Source organism: Myxococcus llanfairpwllgwyngyllgogerychwyrndrobwllllantysiliogogogochensis, assembly GCF_006636215.1.
Lineage (GTDB): Bacteria > Myxococcota > Myxococcia > Myxococcales > Myxococcaceae > Myxococcus > Myxococcus llanfairpwllgwyngyllgogerychwyrndrobwllllantysiliogogogochensis.
On record NZ_VIFM01000029.1, the window covers coordinates 57,151 to 68,316 of the forward strand.

Sequence of the window (11,166 nt, forward strand, 5' to 3'; positions counted from 1 at the left end):
AGCATCATGAACACTCAATCTGCGTCCAAGAGCTACCCTGAGATTTACTATGCCGGTGCCTACTGGGGGCCGCGTAGGGAGTCTCCCGAAGAGTGCGCCCAACGAGCGGTGACGTTTCTCAACCTGTTGGCAGTCTGTGACCCCCTGTTGGCGCACTGGAACAAGATTCCCAAGCCGCGAGGCAAGGGGCGGAAAACTCCTCTTATGCCCCCTGGCCTCCCCACCTTGACGGAGGCGTTCCGGCGCGGTGTCAACCGAGAGCCCGGTGGGCCGCCTATCGAAGATTTGGGTCTGACCGTCTCGGCGTACAGCGATGGCACTGGCGAGGACTTCACGGACGTGAGCATGCGCTGCGGGAGCTACACTGAATCCAGCACCGCGAACGCATGCATTCTGTCCCTCCCCTCTAGAGGAGATGGTGCTGAGCGAATCCTGACCGCATCCGTGCTGACTGAGGTCGTTCGCGGCATGGCGCTGGCGTGGGAACCTGACTGGGCGGTGGCCATGTCTGAATCGCACAGGGATATGGACGATGAAGACGGCTCGGTCGACGTGTGGACAGGATGGGTGACGTACCTCGCACGTCATCGGGGCACGGTGCCCCCGCTCCCTGCTCCGGTGCGCATTGAGTCCGTGGGGGACAAGGGCACCATCATCGTCCTCACCCCTGAGCGCTTCACGGCCAGCAACCCGGAGCACGTGGCGCTGGCTGAGCGGGTGCGAGAGCTGCTGGACCGAGCAGGGCTGTTGAAGCCGCTCCAGGTCCAACCGTAGGAACAAGAGGGGCCGGATGAGCGGGCTCGGCAGCATCGGATGGACGGTGCTGTCCGGGCACGTCTCCGGTTCCGGCGAACGTGGGGCACCTTCTCGCGTAACAACGAAATGACAACGAGAAGCGGTCGGGGGCGAACTCGGGCGAACACTTGAGGCATGGCAACCCCGCGAAAGTTCACGGGCTCGACGGAGCGGAGGGCCTTTACATCGCGTACTTGAAGCGGTGGATGGCTCGCGCCAGGGGGCCCTCGTGCGCGAAGGGGGCCCAGGCGCGGGAGAAGGGTGGGGGGTGGGCCCGGCAGCGCGGGCATGAGCCGCCAGGGAAGGTGCCGGGCTCGGCGCAGGTGCGGCAGCACCCGGGAGGCAAGCGCTCCAGGGCCGTGTCACACGTCTCGCAGAAGAAGGCCCCGGGACCGGGAAGGACTCTCGCGCAGGCGATGCATGCGGGAGGGTAGAGGACGTCCAGCAGGGCTCTGAGCATGCGGGGGGGCTTGCAGCGGGGATGCCACGCTGTCGAGTCAGGAGTTGGCGGTGATGCTCCCGCACCCGGGGGGATGTTGACGTGTCACCGGGTTCCTCGACATCGTTGCGGAGCGCATGACGTTCCACGGCGTCCCGATGAACTTCATCCCAGGGAGACGCAGATGAGCGGTGGGCGGGTCTGGCAGGGGAACTGGAGGGTTCGCCTGTATGCGCGGGTCCGCGAGCGGGGTTACGACTCGCTGACCGCCTTCGCGGATGCACGGCCCGCCGTCTCGCTGATGGGACTGGCGGATGAGCTCGGGAAGGGCGAGGTCGCCGGTCTCCAGATTTTGAGCGTGCTGCGCTCCGAGGCGGAGTCCCGCGAGCAGGTCACCCGCTTCGTGCGCGACGCGCTGGTGCGCAACATGGCCGAGTACCTTCCGAATGGCTGGCCCGAGGTCATGGACGACGAGTCCCGCTTCGTGGTCGCCAAGCTGCTGACCTTCTGGTCCACCGACATCCCGGAGACGCATCGCAAGCGCGTAGAGAACGCCCGCGTCTCGCTTCGGACGTCTCCACCGCCCTCTGGCTGGCGCCCTCTCGGGCCCGACGACTCGCTGCTATGCACGCTGCTGCCCGATGACGAAGCGCGTGGGTGAGCGAGCCCACGGCCAGCGTCTGGTTCGACGCTCGGTGCCATCCACGAGGGGCTCGCGGTCGAAGGGCCTTTCTGTCCGGGGACCCGCCGCGGTGACGGACTGTCCCTGACTCAGTCACCGAGCCGGATGACGACCTTGCCGACGAGTCCACGCTTCTCGGCGACCTCGAAGGCGCGCCGATGGTCGGAGAGTTCGAACACCTGCGTGGGGCCAGGAGTCAGTTCGCCCGCGTCGAAGTGCCGGCCCAGTTCCTCGAGGGCGGCCGTGGTGGACTGGGTGATGACGAAGCGGTGCTTCTGGGCGCGAAACGGGTTCTGGACGGCGGCGCTGGCGAGCTTCGCGGGGCCCGGCTCGAAGTCGACGTAGACGCCGTGGGGCTCCAGGAGGGCGCGAGCCTCGCTGAAGGGAAGCCGCGCGGAGAGGTCGAGCACCGCGTCGAAGGTCTTCCCTGACGCCAGGATGGAGTCGCGCCGGTAGTCGATGACCGTGTCAGCGCCGAGTTCGTGAGCCAACGCGACGCCGTCGGTGCCACTGACCGCCGTGACGTGTGCCCCCGCCCGTCTGGCGAGCTGGAGGGCGTACGGCCCCAGCCCTCCGCTGGCGCCGTTGAGCAGCACGTGGTCACCCTCCTTGACGCGCGCGACGGCTCGCACGGCGGTCCGGGCCGCGAGTCCGACGACCGCGACGGCCGCGGCCTGCACGGCGTCCAGCGACCTGGGCACCTTCGCGACGACTCGCGCCGGGACGGAGATGTGCTCGGAGAGGTAGCCCGCCTTGAAGGAGCCCATGCCGCCGAAGACGTCGTCCCCGACGCGGAAGCCGGACACGCCCTCGCCCACCTGCTCCACCACACCCGCGAAATCGAGGCCCGGGGTCTTCGGGAACCTCGTGCCACTGAGCAGCCGGGCATCGCCGCGCCGAATCTTTCCGTCGAGCGGGTTGATGGACACGGCACGCACGCGCACGACGAGGTGCCCGGCGCGAGGAGCCGGCGGGGCCACGTCGGAGAGGGTCAGGACGTCAGGACCACCAAAGCGTTCGTAGGTCACGGTTTTCATGCGGAAAGGAGTAAGTCCACTGAGCCATTCGCGGAACTTGATGTTCGGAAGGCCTATGCTTCATGAAATGAATGTCTCGACGTTCGACCTGAATCACGCGCGTGCACTCCACTTCCTGCTGGAGGAGGGCCATGTCGCCCGGGCCGCGCGGAGACTGGGAATCACGCCCGCGGCGGCGAGCAATGCGTTGAGAGGTCTGCGCCGTGACTTCGATGACGCGCTGCTGGTCCGGACAGGGCGGACGCTCGCGAGGACCGCTCTGGGGGAGCAGCTTCGCGGGCCCGCGCGTGAAGTCCTGGCCGCCGCGGAGCGCCTCTTCGTCGTGGGCGTGCCGTTCGAGCCGAGCGCGTACGACGGCGAGCTCATCCTCGCGACCTCGGACCGCGTGGCGGAGGTCCTGCTATCAGCGCTCGATGGGTTGCTGACCGCGCGGGCTCCACGAGCGCGTCTCTCCGTCCACACGATGACGGTCGACCTCGCGGCGTTCCTGCGAGAGAACGACGGCCTGGCCATCATGCCGGGGGCTGCCCGGGAGCGGGGACTCTCGTCGGAGAAGCTGTTCCTGGACGACTTCGTCTGCGTGCTCCGCAAGGGGCATCCGCTCCTCAAGGGGCCGTGGACGATTCGGCGCTTCGCGGCGGCCGAGCACCTCCTCGTCGCGCCCCTGGGGCGGACTCAGCGGGGCGCGGTGGACGCGCTGCTCGAAACGCAGGGACTCACCCGGAGGATAGCGCGCGTCGTGAATTCGTTCGCGCTGGCGATGCCCCTGCTCGCCGCCTCGGACCGAATCACCGTCCTGCCGCGCAGCTTTGCCCAGGCGCGAGCCCGGGAGTGGGGCATCGTGGTGAGACCGGTTCCCTTTGAGCTGCCCAACATCGAGATGGAGCTGTCGTGGCACCCGAGGCATGAGCGGGACCCGAAGCACGTCTGGTTTCGGGCCCTCCTGCAGGAAGCCGTGCGCGTCTCGGGGCTCCCGCGCCCCGCGACGCGATAGGCCTCACGGTAGCACGCCCTGCCGGTTCATCTCCTTGGACTGGGGCAGGCCCATCACCTTGCACAGCGTGGGGGCGATGTCCGCGAGGATGCCGGGGCGCAGCTTCTGCCCCCGGAACGCGGGATGGATGAGGTGGAACGGCACCGGGTTGAGCGTGTGCGCGGTGTGCGGCTCGCCGGTGATGGGGTCCACCATCTGCTCGCAGTTGCCGTGGTCCGCGGAGATGGCCATCACCCAGCCGTTGCGCTCGCACGCCTTGCCGAGCACGCCCAGGCACTCGTCCACCACGCGCACCGCCTGCATCGCCGCGTCCAGCCGGCCGCTGTGTCCCACCATGTCCGGGTTGGCGAAGTTCGCCAGCGCGAAGTCATACGTGCCCGAGTCCAGCCGACGCACCAGCTCCGCCGTCACCTCGCGCGCCGACATCTCCGGCTTCAAGTCGTACGTCTTCACGTCACGCGGGCTGGGCACCAGGTGCCGGTCTTCTCCCGGGTAGACGACTTCGCGCCCGCCGTTGAAGAAGAACGTCACGTGCGCGTATTTCTCCGTCTCCGCCGTGCGGAACTGGCGCAAGCCCTGACGCGACAGCAGCTCCGGGAAGATGTCCTGCGGCTGGTCCGGCGCGAAGACCACCGGCAAATCGAAGGTCTCGTCGTACTGGGTCATGCAGACGTAGCGCCCCAGCCGCAGCCCACCCCGGTCGAAGTCCTTGAAGCTCGGGTACGCCAGCGCCTGCGTCAGCTCCCGCGCGCGGTCCGCGCGGAAGTTGAAGAACAGCACCGTGTCCCCATCCTGGATGCGGCCCACGGGAGTGCCGTCCCCACTGGCCAGCACCGTGGGCTTCACGAACTCGTCCGTCACCTTCTCCGCGTACGACGCGCGAATCGCGCTCAGCGCGTCCGGAGCCTTGGGCCCCTTGCCGTACACCAGCGCCTCGTACGCGAGCTGCACGCGGTCCCAGCGCTTGTCCCGGTCCATCGCGTAATAGCGCCCGCTCAACGTGGCGATGCGCCCCGTGTGCGTCTCGTGAAGGAAGCGCTCCAGCTCCTCCACGTAGCCCAGCGCGCTCTGCGGCGGCGTGTCGCGCCCATCCAGGAACGCATGCACGTAGACGTGCGCGACGCCCCGCTCACGCGCGGCCTTCAGCAGCGCATACAGGTGCTCCATCGACGAGTGCACGCCGCCCGGAGACACCAGCCCCAACAGGTGCAGCGCCTTGCCGTCCGCCTTCACGCCGTCCATCGCGGCGCGCAGCACGGGGTTTCGCGCCAGCTCTCCGGACTCCGCCGCGCGGTTGATGCGCACCAGGTCCTGGTAGACGATTCGGCCCGCGCCGATGTTGGTGTGGCCGACCTCCGAGTTGCCCATCTGCCCCTCGGGCAGGCCCACGGCCAATCCCGAGGTCTGTAGCTCGGTGAACGGGTAGGGGCTCGTCAGCTTGTCGAGGTGCGGGGTTCCGGCCAGGAGGATGGCATTCGCCTCTCGCTCGTGACGGATGCCCCAGCCATCCAAAATGCAGAGCAGGACCTTGTGCGCGGCAGTCATGCCCGAACCCTAACCACGCAGGCGCCGGACGGAGAGGGCAAAAAGCACCGGACCACTCCGTTTCCATGCCCGGGCTCGGGGCCGCGCTACTCCTCGCGGGAGCGCGTCTTGTACGTCAGCACCGGCGCCAGGGTGGCCACCACCCGCACCAGCCCCGCCTCCACCAGGTCCGTCACCACGCGGTCAATCGGCTTGTACGCGGGCGGCGCCTCCTCGAAGAGCAGGTCCTTGTTCTCGCAGACGACGTGACTCTTGAAGGGGGTGCGCGTGAGCGACTCCGCGGTGAAGCGCTCCTTCATGCGCTCGCGGGCGGCCGTGCGCGTCCACTTGCGGCCCGCGCCGTGCGCCAGGCTGTACGCGCTGCCCGTCCCATCCCCCAGCGGCACCACCAGATAGCTCAGCGCGCCACGGCTGCCCGGAATCACCACGGGCCCCTCGTCCGAGGGCGCCGCGCCCTTGCGGTGCAGCCACCGCGTGCCACCCGCGTCCCGCCGAGGCGTCACGCTGTTGTGGCAGACATCCAGCACCCGACGGGCCGGAGCGCCAATCCCATCCAGCACCCGCCGCGCCACCAGCGCCCGGTTCGCCCGAGCCCACGCCACCGCGTGGTCATGCCGCGTCAGATACGCCCGCGCGTCGTCCGAGTCCTCCAGCAACCCGCCCGCCGCGTGCCGGTCCACATGGGCCCGGAGAATCGCCTCGCCCAGTCCACGTGAGCCCGAGTGCACCAGCAGGAGCAACCGGTCCGCCGCCAGCCCCAGCGCCGCGAAGCCCTCCGCGTCGTGCACCGCGTCCACCCGCTGCACCTCCGCGAAGTGGTTGCCGCCGCCCACCGTCCCCAGCGCCGCCTCGAACCCGGAGGCCTTCACGCCTTCTTCCGCCAGGAAGCCTTCCGCGTCTCCGCTCCAGGTCCCCTCGACGTCCAGCTTCGCCGCCCAACGCTCCGCCTTGGCCTTGCGCGCCAACATCCCCACGTCCCACAGCCCCATGCCACAGCCGATGTCGCTGCCCACCAGGTATGGATAGAGGATGCCTTCCGAGGTGAAGGCGGCACCCACCGGCGCGCCCTTGCCGGGGTGCAAATCCGGAAGTCCCACCGCGTGCCTCATGCCGGGCAGGCGCGCCACGGCCTCCAACTGCCGCACCGCCTCTCCCTCCACCCACGATTGGGGCGAGGCGATGATGCGGACGGTCGCGGGTGGAGACGTCAGGGGGGCCTGGGTGCCGGCGGTGCTCATGAGGCCCGTTGACGCCCCCTGTCTGGTGGGCCTGACGCAGGCGAGCGCGGCAGGGACCGGAGTCCCGCTCCCGCCGCCTGCTCGCCTGGTGGGCTACTTGTGGTACGGCTCGCCCTTGAGAATGGTGAACGCGCGGTAGAGCTGCTCCACGAGCACCACGCGCGCCAGCCGGTGGGGCAGCGTCATCTTCGACAGGGACAGCGTGAGGTTCGCCGCGTCCCGCACGCTCGAGTCCAGCCCCTCGTCACCACCGATGACGAAGAGCAGGTCCTTGGCGCCCGTCTGCGCCTTGCCCACGTAGCGGCTGAGCTCCACCGAGTCGAGCAGCGAGCCACGCTCGTCCAGCGCGATGACCCAGTCCTGCGGCTTGCGCTTGGAGAGAATCGCCTCCGCCTCGGCGGCCTTCGCGTCGCCCGGCTTGAGCTTCTTGCCGCTCGCCTCGGTCAGCTCCACCAGCTCGAAGCGGGTGTAGTGGCCCAGGCGGCGGGCGTACTCCTGGACCGCCGGCTCGTAGAGACCCGAGCGGTCCTTGCCGATGGTCAGGAGGCGGACCTTCAGGAGACCTTCTCCCGGTTCGCGTCCGCCCAGAGACCTTCCAGGTCATAGTGCGCGCGCAGGTCCGCGAGGAACAGGTGCGCCACCACCTCGCCGTAGTCGAGCAACACCCACTGGCCCGTCTCGACGCCCTCGGTGCCGAGCGCGCGCACCGGCTGCTCGCCCTGCTTGAGCTGCACGTGGACGTTCTCCGCCATGGCGCTGACCTGACGGTCGCTCTCGCCGGAGGCGATGACGATGTAGTCCGCGTAGGACGTCATGCCCCGAACGTCCAGGATGACGACGTCCAGCGCCTTCTTGTCGAGCAGCAGTTGGGCCATGCGCCGCGCCAGCGCCTGCGCCTGCGGGTTCTCCGCCGGGCCCGCCTTCTGCTGGGCGGCGCCTGGCAGCTTCGCCTTCTTCTTCGCCCTCAGGGGGACCTTGCCCGGGGTCTTCTTGCGAGCCGGCGCCTTCTTGGGAGCGGGAGCCTTGCCCTTGGGGGCCGTCCTGCCCGTCGCCGTCTTCTTCTGCTTCCGCGCCGGGGCCTTGGCCTTGGTCGCGCTCTTCTTTCGTGGGGTCGTCTTCTTCTTCGTTGCCATGTGCGGCGCACCCTACCGCACCCTTGGCAACACGGCATGGGTCCTCTATGGGGTGTTGTCCATGAGCGACGCCCGCCTGGAACAGTTCAAGAAGATGGCCGCTGACTTCCCGGACTCCCCCATGAGCCACTTCTCCCTGGGGAAGTTGTACCTGGAGCGAAAGCAGTACGCCGAGGCGGCGGCTGCCCTGGAGGCGGCCGTGCGCCTGGACCCGACCTACGCCGCCGCCCTGGTCTCCCTGGGGGACGCGCTCTCCGGGGCCGGGCAGGTGGAGCGGGCCCGCGAGGTGCTCACCCAGGCCCGTGAGCACGCCCTGGCCCAGGGCCACCCGGGACTCGCCGAGGAAATCGACGAGCGCATCTCCGACCTGTGATGAACACGAGGGCCTTCGAGTCCTCGCCGTGCCTGCTCAGTCCCGCCAGGTGAAGCCGACGCCGAACACCTGTCGCGAGTAGGAGAGCTGATTGCGGGGCAGCCGGGTGCTCCACAGGCCCCAGGACACCTCCAGGTCCACCCGCTCCGACACCGGGCGCGCCAGCTTCAGGGACAGGGAGTTCTGTCCCTCGTCCTCCTCGACGAGGATGATTTCGGGCGACAGGTAGATGCCGTCCGGATAGCGGGTGATGCCCAGTGAACCCTGCGCCAGCAGCGTCACCTTCCAGGGCAGGCGCACCCCCGCGTTGCCCGTCACGCGGTGGCGCAGCACCGTCTCCCCGAAGCTGTTGGACGTGACTTCCTGGTACGCGTACGTCAGCCCCAGCGTCACCGGGCCCCGGTAGTTGTAGCTCGCGCCCGCCGTGAGCGCGCCATCCTCGCGTCGGCCCAGGGACGAAGCACCGGAGGCGCCGGGCCTGGGCCGCGCCAGGGGACCGTAGCGGCGCGCGCCCCAGTCACCGAAGAGCGACAGGCTGTGGCGCCGGTCGAAGCGGTAGCGGCCCACCACGCCCAGCTCCGCCCCGCCGAAGTTGGCTGTCTTATCCGGCCGATACACGAAACGACGCGCGCCTGCCCGCACCCGCAGCGCCAGTCGCACGTCCGGCGCGTACTCGGCGAACACGCTTGCTCCCAGGTCCGAGTACGCCCGCGTGCCGCCCCGCCGGTCCTTCGCGTGTCCCTCCGCCCCCAGTCCGAACTCGGTGCCCAGCGCCAGCGAGGCCTCCAGGGCCCCGGTCTGGATGAGCGTGTCCTCATCCGAGAAGCCCACGTACTTGCGCGCGCCCAGCTCGTAGCGGCCCACCAGTTGGGTGCGCTCGAACGTCGCGCGCCCCTCGGCCGAGCCCAGCACGCTCAGCGCCGGGTCCGCTCCAGGCGAGGGCGTGCTGCCGTCGGAGAAGTCGCGCGGCGCGTTGGTGTCCACCAGCAGCCGCGCGGTGCCCTTCAGCGCGCCCTCCCACTCGACCGCGGACGCGGGCCGAGCGGCGAGCAACACGAGGAGGACCAGGAGGGTAGGGCGGGAGCGGGACACGACGCCGGGCAACATAGCCGGCCTCGTGCCTGCACGCCCCACTCGCGGGAGGGCGGGCCCGTTCGCCAGGTTGGCGGCAGTGACGTCACGCCGGCCGCCCGGTACATTGGTGGAATGCGCCCTGTCTCACTTCTCGCGGCGGCGGTCGGCTTGGGACTCGCCGCCTGCGCCCAGTCCTCGTTCATCACCGAGGTGAGGGGCGAAACCACCGTGCCCGCGACCCTGCCCGGCGGAAGCACGGAGCTCAACGCCTTTCCCCCCATCAGCAGCCTGGCGGGGATGGACTTCGACCAGAACCAGGACTTCAAGAACCAGGGGCTTTCCAAGGACGAGGTGACGTCCGTCCACGTCGACTCCCTGTCGCTCCAGATTCTCAGCCCCAACGACGTGGACTTCACCTTCCTGGACAACGTGGAGTTCTTCGTCCGGGCGGGAGACCGGGAGTCGCGCATCGCCTGGAAGAACGATCTGGCGCGCTCGAATCTCCGTCCGCCCAACCCCACGCTGAGGCTGGATTTGGGGGACGTGGAAATGCAGCCCTACGTGTCCGCGCCGACGATGAGCATCATCATCCGCGGCAAGGGCCGCACGCCGGAGCGGGAAGTCCGCCTGCGCGCGGTGGTGCGGTTGGAAGTCGAGTCCGGACTGCTCTAGGGCGTCGCCAGTTCCTGGGCGCGGTGCTCCAGCGCGCCGGCCCGGCCGTCCAGCTCGTGGGCGAGGGCTTCCAGCCGCTTCGCCTCCGCCTCCATCGCCGCGAGGTCCACCGGGCCGCCGGCCGCGAGTGTCTGGGCGCGCACGCCGTCCACCTGCGGGCGACGGTCCGTGGCACGCGCGGGCTCGGGCTCCGGAAGCGCGGGGTCCCTGCCGGTGCCTGTGCCAGGCTGGGGCGTGGTGGGAATGCCCGGGTTGTCGGTGCCCTCCCCTGGCGGCGGGCCCCCGGAGACATCCGCCTCTCCGGCGAACATGCCTCCGCCCCGGTCGCTGGGCGCCACGCGGAGGTTCCCCGAGCGCATGCGCAGCCGCAGCCGACGGTCCTGCTCGTCGAACATGGATTCCTCGCCGAGGAAGTCGCTCATGCGCCGGTCCAGGTCCTTCTCCTCGCGCACCTCGGTGATGCGCGCACGCAGGGACTTGAGGCGCTCGCGCACCTTGTCCTCGGCGTCACGCAGCGTGTCCGCCTGCTCCAGCAGGTCCTCCGGGTCATCTCCGCCGGCGGTGGCCTTGTCCATCATGGGCACCCGCGAGGCCGGCAGCGCCGCGCGCACCGCGTCCCGCTCCGTGCGAGTGGTGCGCAGCGCCTCCAACAGCGTGGCGCGCTGGCCCCGGTCCGCCGTCTGGTCCCACGCGCCGCGCAGCCGCGCCAGCTCGTCCGACAGCGCCTGATGCAGCGCCAGGTGCGCGCGCTCCGACTCGCCCTCCGCCGTGGACACCGCCTGCGCCAGTCCGGTGAGCGAGCCGCTCAGCTCCTGCGAGCGCCGCAGCGCCGCGTCCAGCTCCGTGCCCGTCGTCAGCCGACCCTTGCGCTCCGCCTTCAGCGCCTCGATTCGCGCGGCCACGCCCTGCAGTTCGTCCCGCAGCGCCTGCTGCTGGGTGCGTAGCGAGCGCGCCTCCGTCCTCGCCGCCTGCGCCCGCGAGCGCGCCGCCTCCAGCCCGGACGCGGCCCAGACGGGCACGGCGCAGAGCAGGCACAGCAAAAGCGCGAGGGGGCGGGGACTCATCAGCGGCCTCCCTTGAGCAAAGCGGATGCCAGCCTGCTCTGTCCTCTCCTCCACCGGAGCCCGGGAAAAGCCCTGGGATTCCAGGCGCCTGGACACACCAGGTGGGGGCAGGTGGGGGAG

At 69.8% G+C, this 11,166-nt stretch carries 13 protein-coding genes; 5 read left to right on the forward strand and 8 right to left on the reverse strand.

Going from position 1 to position 11,166, the window contains the following annotated elements; all coding sequences use genetic code 11:
- Nucleotides 1-6 precede the first annotated feature (6 nt).
- A complete protein-coding gene (locus tag FJV41_RS54935) occupies nucleotides 7-774 on the forward strand; it encodes an immunity 52 family protein (protein ID WP_141642225.1) in 768 nt (255 codons plus the stop codon).
- A gap of 202 nt (nucleotides 775-976) precedes the next feature.
- Here FJV41_RS54935 and FJV41_RS10095 read toward each other — a convergent pair whose 3' ends face one another.
- A complete protein-coding gene (locus FJV41_RS10095; protein WP_141642226.1) occupies nucleotides 977-1,255 on the reverse strand; it encodes a double zinc ribbon domain-containing protein in 279 nt (92 codons plus the stop codon).
- Nucleotides 1,256-1,418: 163 nt separating this feature from the next.
- Between FJV41_RS10095 and FJV41_RS10100 the strand changes: the two genes are divergently transcribed.
- Nucleotides 1,419-1,895, forward strand: a complete 477-nt coding sequence (locus tag FJV41_RS10100; RefSeq protein ID WP_141642227.1) for an NUDIX hydrolase — start codon at nucleotides 1,419-1,421, stop codon at nucleotides 1,893-1,895.
- A 110-nt stretch (nucleotides 1,896-2,005) separates the two neighbouring features.
- Here FJV41_RS10100 and FJV41_RS10105 read toward each other — a convergent pair whose 3' ends face one another.
- Nucleotides 2,006-2,953, reverse strand: a complete 948-nt coding sequence (locus FJV41_RS10105; RefSeq protein ID WP_141642228.1) for an NAD(P)-dependent alcohol dehydrogenase — start codon at nucleotides 2,951-2,953, stop codon at nucleotides 2,006-2,008.
- A 55-nt stretch (nucleotides 2,954-3,008) separates the two neighbouring features.
- On the opposite strand from FJV41_RS10105, the gene FJV41_RS10110 reads away from it, so the two are divergent.
- Nucleotides 3,009-3,947, forward strand: a complete 939-nt coding sequence (locus FJV41_RS10110) for a LysR family transcriptional regulator (RefSeq protein ID WP_220137847.1) — start codon at nucleotides 3,009-3,011, stop codon at nucleotides 3,945-3,947.
- A gap of 3 nt (nucleotides 3,948-3,950) precedes the next feature.
- Here FJV41_RS10110 and gpmI read toward each other — a convergent pair whose 3' ends face one another.
- From gpmI to rsfS, 4 genes are all read right to left on the reverse strand, one after another.
- A complete protein-coding gene (gpmI, locus tag FJV41_RS10115; RefSeq protein WP_141642230.1) occupies nucleotides 3,951-5,492 on the reverse strand; it encodes a 2,3-bisphosphoglycerate-independent phosphoglycerate mutase in 1,542 nt (513 codons plus the stop codon).
- Between the two features lie 86 nt (nucleotides 5,493-5,578).
- On the reverse strand, nucleotides 5,579-6,730 hold the full coding sequence (locus tag FJV41_RS10120) for an RNA ligase RtcB family protein (protein WP_141642231.1): 1,152 nt from the start codon (nucleotides 6,728-6,730) through the stop codon (nucleotides 5,579-5,581).
- Nucleotides 6,731-6,823: 93 nt separating this feature from the next.
- The gene (locus tag FJV41_RS10125; RefSeq protein WP_141642232.1) at nucleotides 6,824-7,288 is read right to left on the reverse strand and encodes a 23S rRNA (pseudouridine(1915)-N(3))-methyltransferase RlmH; all 465 of its coding nucleotides are present in this window, start codon (nucleotides 7,286-7,288) and stop codon (nucleotides 6,824-6,826) included.
- Entirely contained in the window at nucleotides 7,285-7,863 is a 579-nt protein-coding gene (gene rsfS, locus FJV41_RS52140; protein WP_174454681.1) for a ribosome silencing factor, read from the reverse strand. Before rsfS ends, FJV41_RS10125 begins: the two co-directional genes overlap by 4 nt.
- 61 nt (nucleotides 7,864-7,924) lie before the next feature.
- Here rsfS and FJV41_RS10135 point away from each other — a divergent pair, with 61 nt between their 5' ends.
- Nucleotides 7,925-8,236, forward strand: coding sequence for a tetratricopeptide repeat protein (locus FJV41_RS10135; protein WP_246137127.1), 312 nt, complete (start codon nucleotides 7,925-7,927; stop codon nucleotides 8,234-8,236).
- 36 nt (nucleotides 8,237-8,272) lie between these two features.
- Here the strand turns inward: FJV41_RS10135 and FJV41_RS10140 are convergent, their stop codons facing one another.
- Nucleotides 8,273-9,343: a hypothetical protein gene (locus FJV41_RS10140; protein WP_141642234.1), complete on the reverse strand. Its 1,071-nt coding sequence runs from the start codon at nucleotides 9,341-9,343 to the stop codon at nucleotides 8,273-8,275.
- Nucleotides 9,344-9,442: 99 nt separating this feature from the next.
- Here FJV41_RS10140 and FJV41_RS10145 point away from each other — a divergent pair, with 99 nt between their 5' ends.
- Nucleotides 9,443-9,982, forward strand: a complete 540-nt coding sequence (locus FJV41_RS10145; protein ID WP_141642235.1) for a hypothetical protein — start codon at nucleotides 9,443-9,445, stop codon at nucleotides 9,980-9,982.
- On the opposite strand, the gene FJV41_RS10150 is transcribed toward FJV41_RS10145, so the two are convergent.
- Nucleotides 9,979-11,046 carry a coiled-coil domain-containing protein gene (locus tag FJV41_RS10150; RefSeq protein ID WP_141642236.1) on the reverse strand — a complete coding sequence of 356 codons (1,068 nt, stop codon included), beginning with the start codon at nucleotides 11,044-11,046 and terminating at the stop codon, nucleotides 9,979-9,981. The genes FJV41_RS10145 and FJV41_RS10150 overlap by 4 nt on opposite strands.
- Between the last annotated feature and the right edge of the window lie 120 nt (nucleotides 11,047-11,166).

Bases quoted from the DNA above. Each gene is read 5' to 3' on its own strand.
- FJV41_RS10140 (WP_141642234.1), bottom strand. From the start codon at position 9,343: ATGTTGCCCGGCGTCGTGTCCCGCTCCCGCCCTACCCTCCTGGTCCTC.
- FJV41_RS10120 (WP_141642231.1), bottom strand. From the start codon at position 6,730: ATGAGCACCGCCGGCACCCAGGCCCCCCTGACGTCTCCACCCGCGACC.
- FJV41_RS10145 (WP_141642235.1), top strand. From the start codon at position 9,443: ATGCGCCCTGTCTCACTTCTCGCGGCGGCGGTCGGCTTGGGACTCGCC.
- FJV41_RS10100 (WP_141642227.1), top strand. From the start codon at position 1,419: ATGAGCGGTGGGCGGGTCTGGCAGGGGAACTGGAGGGTTCGCCTGTAT.
- FJV41_RS10105 (WP_141642228.1), bottom strand. From the start codon at position 2,953: ATGAAAACCGTGACCTACGAACGCTTTGGTGGTCCTGACGTCCTGACC.
- gpmI (WP_141642230.1), bottom strand. From the start codon at position 5,492: ATGACTGCCGCGCACAAGGTCCTGCTCTGCATTTTGGATGGCTGGGGC.
- FJV41_RS10150 (WP_141642236.1), bottom strand. From the start codon at position 11,046: ATGAGTCCCCGCCCCCTCGCGCTTTTGCTGTGCCTGCTCTGCGCCGTG.
- FJV41_RS10135 (WP_246137127.1), top strand. From the start codon at position 7,925: ATGAGCGACGCCCGCCTGGAACAGTTCAAGAAGATGGCCGCTGACTTC.
- FJV41_RS10110 (WP_220137847.1), top strand. From the start codon at position 3,009: ATGCTTCATGAAATGAATGTCTCGACGTTCGACCTGAATCACGCGCGT.
- rsfS (WP_174454681.1), bottom strand. From the start codon at position 7,863: ATGGCAACGAAGAAGAAGACGACCCCACGAAAGAAGAGCGCGACCAAG.
- FJV41_RS54935 (WP_141642225.1), top strand. From the start codon at position 7: ATGAACACTCAATCTGCGTCCAAGAGCTACCCTGAGATTTACTATGCC.
- FJV41_RS10095 (WP_141642226.1), bottom strand. From the start codon at position 1,255: ATGCTCAGAGCCCTGCTGGACGTCCTCTACCCTCCCGCATGCATCGCC.